Origin of the sequence: Paracidovorax anthurii (assembly GCF_003269065.1) — a bacterium.
Lineage (GTDB): Bacteria > Pseudomonadota > Gammaproteobacteria > Burkholderiales > Burkholderiaceae_C > Paracidovorax > Paracidovorax anthurii.
The window spans coordinates 1-8,617 of sequence record NZ_QLTA01000094.1; the positions used below are offsets into that span (position 1 = coordinate 1).

The 8,617-nt window shown below is 60.8% G+C and carries 5 protein-coding genes; all 5 read left to right on the forward strand.

What is annotated here, in order from left to right; translation table 11 throughout:
* Nucleotides 1–319: transposase (locus AX018_RS23795; RefSeq protein WP_146749253.1), on the forward strand; the 319-nt coding region annotated here is incomplete at its 5' end.
* A 160-nt stretch (nucleotides 320–479) separates the two neighbouring features.
* Complete coding sequence (locus tag AX018_RS23800; protein ID WP_111882692.1) at nucleotides 480–2,486, forward strand: peptidase U32 family protein; 2,007 nt, start codon at nucleotides 480–482, stop codon at nucleotides 2,484–2,486.
* A gap of 664 nt (nucleotides 2,487–3,150) precedes the next feature.
* Nucleotides 3,151–4,095 carry a diguanylate cyclase gene (locus AX018_RS23805; RefSeq protein ID WP_245951815.1) on the forward strand — a complete coding sequence of 315 codons (945 nt, stop codon included), beginning with the start codon at nucleotides 3,151–3,153 and terminating at the stop codon, nucleotides 4,093–4,095.
* A gap of 22 nt (nucleotides 4,096–4,117) precedes the next feature.
* Nucleotides 4,118–8,203, forward strand: coding sequence for a CHASE domain-containing hybrid sensor histidine kinase/response regulator (locus tag AX018_RS23810; protein ID WP_170146341.1), 4,086 nt, complete (start codon nucleotides 4,118–4,120; stop codon nucleotides 8,201–8,203).
* Nucleotides 8,204–8,306: 103 nt separating this feature from the next.
* The coding region (locus AX018_RS23815) for a transposase (RefSeq protein ID WP_245951598.1) at nucleotides 8,307–8,617 on the forward strand (311 nt) is incomplete at its 3' end.

Below are 8,617 nucleotides of genomic sequence, written 5' to 3' on the forward strand. Positions count from 1 at the left end.
CAAGGGAGCGCTTGCGGCCTTCAAGCGCTGCAAGCGCTCGCTGGGGCGGGTGCAAAGTGTGCTGACGGACAGCGGTTACACAGGCGAGCCCTTCGCGCAAGGCGTCAAGGACATCCTGGGTGAGCATGTGACGGTGCAGATCGCCAAGAGAAGCGAGTTGCACACCTTCAAGGTCATGCCCAAGCGCTGGGTGGTTGAGCGCAGCTTTGCTTGGCTGGACAAGAATCGGCGGCTATGGAAGAACTGTGAGCGATGGCTCAACACCAGCTTACAGTTCGTCCACTTGGCGTTTCTGGCTCTGCTACTCAGAAGATCGTAAACACGTTCTCAGGTCTCCTGGATGGAACGGTGAAAAACGGCGCGCCCGCTGCGGCAAGGCAGCGGGCGCACTGCACCATATCGTAGCGGCACCACGCACCAATTTCGTGCAGAACCCGCCCCTTGGGTGATCCCGGCCGCCCCTGGGATAATCCCGCCCCATGTCCCTCCTGCCCCACCAGCTCGAACTGCTCTCCCCCGCGCGCGACGCCGACATCGGCATCGAGGCCGTGAACCATGGCGCGGATGCCGTCTACATCGGCGGGCCGGCCTTCGGGGCACGGGCCAGCGCCGGCAACGAACTGCGCGACCTGGAGCGGCTCATCCGCCATGCGCACCGCTTCGGCAGCCGCATCTTCGTCACGCTCAACACCATCCTGCGCGACGACGAGCTGGAAGGCGCGCGGCGCATGGCCTGGCAGGTGTACGAGGCGGGTGCGGACGCGCTCATCATCCAGGACATGGGCCTGCTGGAGATCGACCTGCCGCCCATCCAGCTGCATGCCAGCACACAGACCGACATCCGCACGCCCGAGAAGGCGCGCTTCCTGCAGGACGCGGGCCTCTCGCAGATCGTGATCGCGCGCGAGCTGGACCTGGGCGAGATCGCCGCCATCCGCGCCGCCACCGATCCGGCGCGCACCACGATCGAATTCTTCGTGCACGGCGCGCTCTGCGTGGCCTATTCGGGCCAGTGCTTCATCAGCCACGCGCACACGGGCCGCAGCGCCAACCGGGGCGACTGCAACCAGGCCTGCCGCCTGCCCTACGAGGTACTGGACGGCCAGGGGCGCATCGTCGCGCACGAGAAGCACGTGCTCTCGATGAAGGACAACAACCAGAGCGCCAACCTGGGCGCGCTGATCGACGCGGGCGTGCGCAGCTTCAAGATCGAGGGCCGCTACAAGGACATGGGCTACGTGAAGAACATCACCGCCCACTACCGCCGGCTGCTGGACGAGGCGATCGAGGCGCGCGAGACCTCGGCCGCGCCGCTGGCGCGCTCCTCCAGCGGCGCCACCACCTTCAACTTCACGCCCGACCCCGACCAGAACTTCAACCGCGAGTTCACCGACTACTTCGTCAACGGCCGCCAGGAGGACATCGGCGCCTTCGACACGCCCAAGACGCCGGGCCGCCCCATCGGCTGGGTGACCCAGGTGGGCGACCCGTGGATCGACCTCGAACTGAACGACCCGGCGCTGGTGCTGCACAACGGCGACGGCCTGTGCTACTACGACCTGCAGAAGGAACTGGTGGGCGTGCACATCAACCGCGCCGAGGCCCGCAACGCCGCCCGGGGCCTGTGGCGCGTGTTCCCGAAAGACCCGGTCGCGGGCTTCAAGGACCTGCGCAAGGGGCTGGAGATCAACCGCAACCGCGACATGGACTGGGTGCGTGGGCTGGAGCGCAAGTCGAGCGACCGGCGCATCGGCCTGTGGGCCGCGCTGGCCGAGACCGGCGGCGGCTTCTCGCTCACCCTGACCGACGAGGACGGCTTCACGGGCAGCGCCGCCATCGCCCACCCGCACGAGCCCGCCGCCGATGCGGCGCAGGCGCAGGCCACGCTGCGCGAGCAGCTCGGCCGCTTCGGCGCGACGATCTTCTCGGTGCACGACATCGCGCTGCAGCTCTCGCAGCCCTGGTTCGTGCCCGCCTCGGCGCTCAACCAGCTGCGCCGCGACGCCGTGGCCGCGCTGGAGCAGGCGCGCGCCGAAGGCTTCGTGCGGCTGCCGCGCGCGCAGCCCGTGGAGCCGCCCGTGCCCTTCCCGGAAGACACCCTCACCTACCTGGCCAACGTGTTCAACCACAAGGCGCACGACTTCTACGTCAAGCACGGCGTGAAAGTGATCGACGCGGCCTACGAGTCCAAGGAAGAGGAAGGCGAGGTGAGCCTGATGATCACCAAGCACTGCGTGCGCTACAGCATGAGCCTGTGCCCCAAACAGGCCAAGGGCGTGATCGGCGTGAAGGGCACCATCAAGGCCGACCCGCTGCACCTCGTCAACGGCAAGGAAAAGCTCACGCTGCGCTTCGACTGCAAGCCCTGCGAGATGCACGTCGTGGGCCGCATGAAGAAGTCGGTGCTGAACCAGCACGCGCGGGAGATGCAGGCCGTGCCCATGCAGTTCTACCGCACGCGGCCGGCGGCGGGCACGCCCCGCTGACGCGAGCGCCGGCTTCGCCGCGCGCGGCCCTCCGGCTCCATGCCGCTCCGGGGCCATCCCTGCCGGCCGGGCCGCCCCCTTTGTGAGCCAACCTCCACGCCACTCCCGGGCGCGCCCCAAAACCTCCCCATTCTCTACACCTCAAGGTCGCACGCCGACATGGGTTGCGAGCCATTGAATTTGGTTTGTTCAGGCAATCCGGCTCTTGGGAATAAAGAGCAAGACAAATCGAATGGTTTCTCCACCAGCGCTCGGCAAGATGGGGACAGAACGCCATGGAAAGCCTCCGTCGCGGTGGATGGCAATCGAGTTCATCGTGCCCAAGATGAAATGCCTCCCCCTGGTGGCTGTTCCCGTGAAATCGAAAGACCTTTGACATAAGAGCTTCAACGGATTGACAGAGATCATTACGGGGCCTAAAAAACCGCCAATCATCTGCACGATGCGGTGGAGTTCGCAACGCTGAAACGAGTCCGACATCGACCATCCTCTGCTCGAATCCATCGGCTACATTCCACAGCAGCACCCGAAACAAATCGATACCAATACCGATGATTCGGCAGTCATGCCACTGCTGGAGCGTTATGGCTTGAATCAAATAGGCAGCACGAGAACCGGAGCGGTTCCCTGCCGCATGCAGATTCGTTGAAAACAAGGACCCACGGTGGCTTCACAAAATCTGATGGCGCACCTTGCGGACCCGCAGTTGCCCTCGCCCGACGGTATCTCAGTGTTGCTTGTCGATGACCAAGTGACCAATATAAGAATGCTGCATGCATTGCTCGGAGAGGAGTTCGACATCCGAATGGCCACCAGCGGCGACGATGCCTTGCGCCTCATTCACTCCGCGCCTCCGGATCTGATCTTGCTGGACATCCAAATGCCGGGAATGTCGGGATATGAGGTATGCAGGCAACTGAAGGCATCTGAGGACACCCGCCACATTCCGGTCATTTTCATTACCGCACAAAACACGCCGGAAGATGAATCCTTGTGCTTCAGGGTCGGCGCCGTGGATTTCATTGCAAAGCCCATCAACCCGGAAGTTGCCAAGGCCCGTGTGCGTACCCACGCACGGCTCAAACGGCAATCCGATCTGCTGCGCGATCTGGCCTATGTGGACGGCCTGACAGGGGTGGCCAACCGCCGGAGATTCGATGGTGCGCTGGATGCCGAGTGGCGGCGCTGCGGCCGCAATGGCTCACCTCTATCAATAGTCATGATCGATGTGGACAACTTCAAAAGCTACAACGATCACTATGGCCATGCTGCAGGAGATTCCTGTTTGCAGAAGGTGGCGCTGCAGCTGACGGGGCGACTCCACCGCTCGCACGATCTGGTAGCGCGCTATGGAGGAGAAGAGTTCGTCTGCCTCCTTCCCGACTGCGATCTGCAGGGAGCCCTGGCCAAAGCCGAGGCCTTGCGGCAGTCGGTCGAATCGCTAGCCATCGAACATGCGGCAAGCGCCCCGCCGGCGATAGTGACCATCAGCGCAGGAGTCTGCAGCATGGTGCCCTCGGATGGCATGGCCACCTCGATGCTGGCCCATTTGGCGGATCAGCATCTGTACGCAGCCAAGTCGGGGGGGCGCAACCGCGTTTCCGGCTAAACGCTTCCATGCGGGATCGACCGTGAAAAAGCTTGTATTTCTGCGCTGGGCTCCATTGCTCGGCCTCGTGGTGGGACTCGTGCTGGCCATCTGGTTCGGCCTGTACGTCGATCGCGACAACAAAATCAAGCTGGAAGCAAATTTTCAACTCGTGGCCCAGCGCGCCACGCTACAGCTACACCGTCGCCTGGAACTCTATGAGTACGGGTTGCGGGGTGCGCGTGGTGCACTGATTGCACGCGGGGAAGAGCGAATGACCCGCGAAGTATTCCACCGCTATTCAGTATCGCGGGACTACGCCCGGGAGTTTGTCGGAGCCCGGGGCTTTGGCTTCATTCGGCGGGTTACCGCAGAAGAAGAAGTCAGCTTTGTGCAGGCGGCGCGCAAAGACGGCTGGCCCGACTTCTCCATTCGGCAGTTGCATGCGCACTCCGGCGAGCGCTATGTCATTCAGTACATCGAGCCGGTGGAAAACAACCGTCCTGCCATAGGACTGGATATCGCATCGGAAGAAAATCGCCGCAGCGCAGCCCTGAAAGCCTTGCGCACCGGAATTGCATCGATCACCGATCCGATCACCCTGGTCCAGGCGGACGGCAAAAAGAATCAAGGTTTTCTCATCCTGTTGCCGGTTTACCGGGCGGATGCTCCGTTGGATTCTGAAGCGGAGCGGGAAGCTGCGGGATATGGCTGGATTTATACGCCGTTGACGATCGAAGAGGTCCTGCGCGACTTCGATTTTTACGATGACCGCATTGCCCTGAGTCTCCGTGCCATCCAAGAGGAAGGGAAGACTGACCACTTCTATTCCAGTGCAGAGATATCCGAGTCGAGTCCTCCTCTGCTGACGACAACGAGCCATATCGAGATTTACGGCAAGGAGTGGCAAATTACCGTCCATGCACTCCCGGCACTCGTGGGTCAATTGAACCTGACCTCGCCATGGCTGACGTCTGCCTTCATCGTGATTCTGAGCCTGGTAGGGACTATCGCCACGTTCGTACTCCAGACGACGAATGCCCGCGTCCAGCGCTTGGCATCGGAAGCCAAGCTCAACGAAACCAACTCACGTTACCGTCAACTCATCGATGGCGTGAAGGATTACGCCATCGTCCAATTGGACCCCCATGGCATCGTCGTAGGCTGGAACAGCGGTGCCGAGCGTATCAAGGGCTACTCCGCCAGCGAGATCCTGGGGCAGCACATGTCCGTGTTCTATCCACCCGAGCAATCAAAGCCCGGAGACATGGAAAAGAAGCTCGAGAGAGCGCGACAGGAAGGGTTCAATCATGACGAGGGTTGGAGAGTTCGCAAGGACGGCTCTCAATTCTGGGCCAGCGTCACCCTGACTCCCATTTACGACGATGAGCACCGCCTCAGCGGTTACTCCAAGATCGCACGTGACCTCAATGAACGCCGTGCACAGGAACTGGAGTTGAACCGCCTGTTCGGATTACAAAAAGCCATACTGAACGGCGCAGGCCTCGCCATCATCGCCACGCAGATGGACGGCACCATCACGATGTTCAACTCCAGCGCGGAGCGCCTCCTGGGCTACCACAGCGAAGAGGTGATAGGGAAAATGACCCCTGCCACCTTCCATGACCCGCAGGAAGTGGCAGAACGGGCCAAGGTCCTCTCCGGGGAGTTGGGAGTCCTCGTGAAACCAGGGCTTACGACCCTCGGTGCCAAGGCGTTGCGCGATCAGGTGGATACCAACGAGTGGACATACATCACCAAGGACGGGAAACGCATTCCTGTGCTGTTGTCCGTCACCGGCATTTTCGATGAGCACCACAATCCATTGGGCACCCTTGGCGTGGCCGCAGACCTGAGCGAGCAAAAACGCTACCAGGCTGAACTGGAAAATGCCCGCGAGGCCGCCGAACGCGCCAATACAGCCAAAAGCAGTTTTCTGGCCAATATGAGCCATGAGATCCGAACGCCGATGAACGCCATATTGGGAATGACCCAACTGGTTCTTCAGGACGAACTCGAACCCCGACAGCGTGATCTTCTCGAAAAGGCTTTCGCTGCCTCGAAGGCATTGCTGCACATTCTGAATGACGTGCTCGACTATTCCAAGGTGGAGGCCGGTCACATGCGTCTGGAGGAGCGCGAGTTATCCCTGGAGACATTGCTTGCCAACAGTGCATCCATGTTCGCGCATCAGGCAGAACAAAAGAAGCTGGAGTTCATCCTCGACATTCCGCCGGATTTACCGACGCTGGTGATCGGAGACCCCCTGCGCCTCGCGCAGGTACTTTCCAATCTGCTGAGCAATGCCGTGAAATTCACCGAGCGAGGGGCGGTGACTCTGGGTGTGCGAATCAAAAACAGAAGCGCCAAGAACTGCCAAATCCGCTTCAGCGTGACAGACTCCGGCATCGGAATGAGCACGGCGCAGACAGAGCAGCTATTCAAGCCCTTCAGCCAAGCCGACGTATCCATCACACGCAAATACGGAGGAACGGGGCTGGGCCTGAGCATCTGCAAGCGACTGGTCGAATTGATGGGCGGCGCCATGCAGGTTGGCAGTACCCCCGGATCGGGCAGCGTATTTTTCTTCGATCTCGACATGGCGCTGGCGGATGCTGCCGATTCAATGCAGGTGCCACCAGAGCCACTCCGTTTCAAGCGTGCCCTGATTGTCGATGACCAAATCGCCGCAGCCCATGTCTTGCAACTGATGCTCCACAGTTGGGGTATTGATGCCCAGTGCCTGGATAACGGTCAGGCAGCCATCGAGCAACTGAGGTCCGCCGACCTGGCAGGGAACCCTTATGACCTTTTGCTGACCGACTGGCAAATGCCCATCATGAATGGCCTGGAACTGGTTCAACGAATCGAGGAGATGGAAGCGCAGAAGGCAATCTCCCAGGCGCCCACGCTCATGATGTTCAGTTCACATGCCCTCGACGATTTGCTGGAGCACATACACGAACACAAGATCGCTGCCTTGATGACCAAGCCGGTATTGCCCTCGGCGTTATTTAACGCACTGCTGGGATCGCAGTCCCCTGTTGCCCATCAACTCGACACCAAAAGCTATATCGCCTCGGCAACGCTACTGCGCGGAAAGCAAATTCTGCTGGCGGAAGACAACGAAGTGAACCAGCAGGTCGCCACGGCATTCCTGCGTTCTGCGGGTCTTCTGGTGAGTGTGGCCGGCAACGGCCTGGAGGCCGTCGGGCTGGCGCAGTCCGGGCATTTTGCGGCCATCTTGATGGACATGCATATGCCGGTCATGGATGGACTGGAAGCCACCCGCCGCATCCGCGCCATCCCTGCGTGCGAATCGATTCCCATCATTGCGATGACCGCCGCAGTCATGCCTGAAGATCAGCAGGCCTGCCAGCAGGCCGGCATGAATGACTTTGTCGGCAAGCCGATTGATCCTGAAGAACTGATTGCCGCCTTGCGCAGATGGATAAACCCAGGGGTCCCAGAGTCGATCATTTCGAGACCCGGCAAGGTAGCGGTACCCGACGCATTGCAATCCGTGTCGAAAATCGACGGCATTGATCTCGAAGGGGCTCTGCTGCGCATGGGAGGCAATAGCGAGCTTTGCGCCCACCTGCTCCATGAGTTTTCCTCCCGCGCAGCAGGACTTGCAGACCAGTTCGGCACGATTGAACTGACCGATTTGCCTGCCTGGATTCACAGGCTCAAGGGTGAATCTGCCAATCTGGGGCTCACACAATTGGCCCGTGGCTGCGCGGAGATCGAAAGCGCGCTGAAAAAGAAGCCGGGAGTGCGGCCATCCGCCGCCATTGAGGAACTGGCTGCGGCCATGCGGGCGACGTCCCTGCAAATAATGCAGGCTATTGCGGCAACCCATTCCCACGGGCGAGCCTTCGCATCGGATGCGCCGAAAGCACAGGATCGTGAACAGTTGGATGCCCTATTGGCGCAGCTTCCGGGCCTGCTCCGGGAGCAGCGCATGCAGGCCATACACATTTCCGAGCAGGTGCAGGAATTGTTGAGAGAAACATCCCTGGATGCGCTGTACCAGCCCGTGCATCTATTGATTTCGCAACTGCAATTCACGCCAGCCGCAACGGCACTGGACGGTTTCGCCCTGCATGTGCACCAAGGTGACAACTGAACGCCCTGTGATTAAGGGCTCACGCCACCGATTCGCGACGGGCTCAATGAGACAGTCGAAGAGGTCTTAGAGCGTGTTTACGATCTCCCCCGACAATCCTGGGGTGAAAAGAAAGCCATACCCAAGCGACATCAGTAGAGAGAAGTTTGCCGAGATCGAGCCGCTGCTGCGCAGCGTTCGGCGCAGCACCAAACCGATCAAGCTGGATCTGTACGAAGTGTTCTGTGCAGTGCTGTACCTGCTTCGCACGGGTTGTCAGTGGCGCTATCTGCCGCCGCAGTTCCCCAAGTGGCACAACGTCTATGCGTACTGGCGCAAGTGGAGCGAGCCTGACCAGCACGGAGTGAGCGTGCTGGAGCAGGCTTTAAAAAAATCAGGTTGGCGCGGCCCGCGAGAGACAGGGGCGCAACGCCT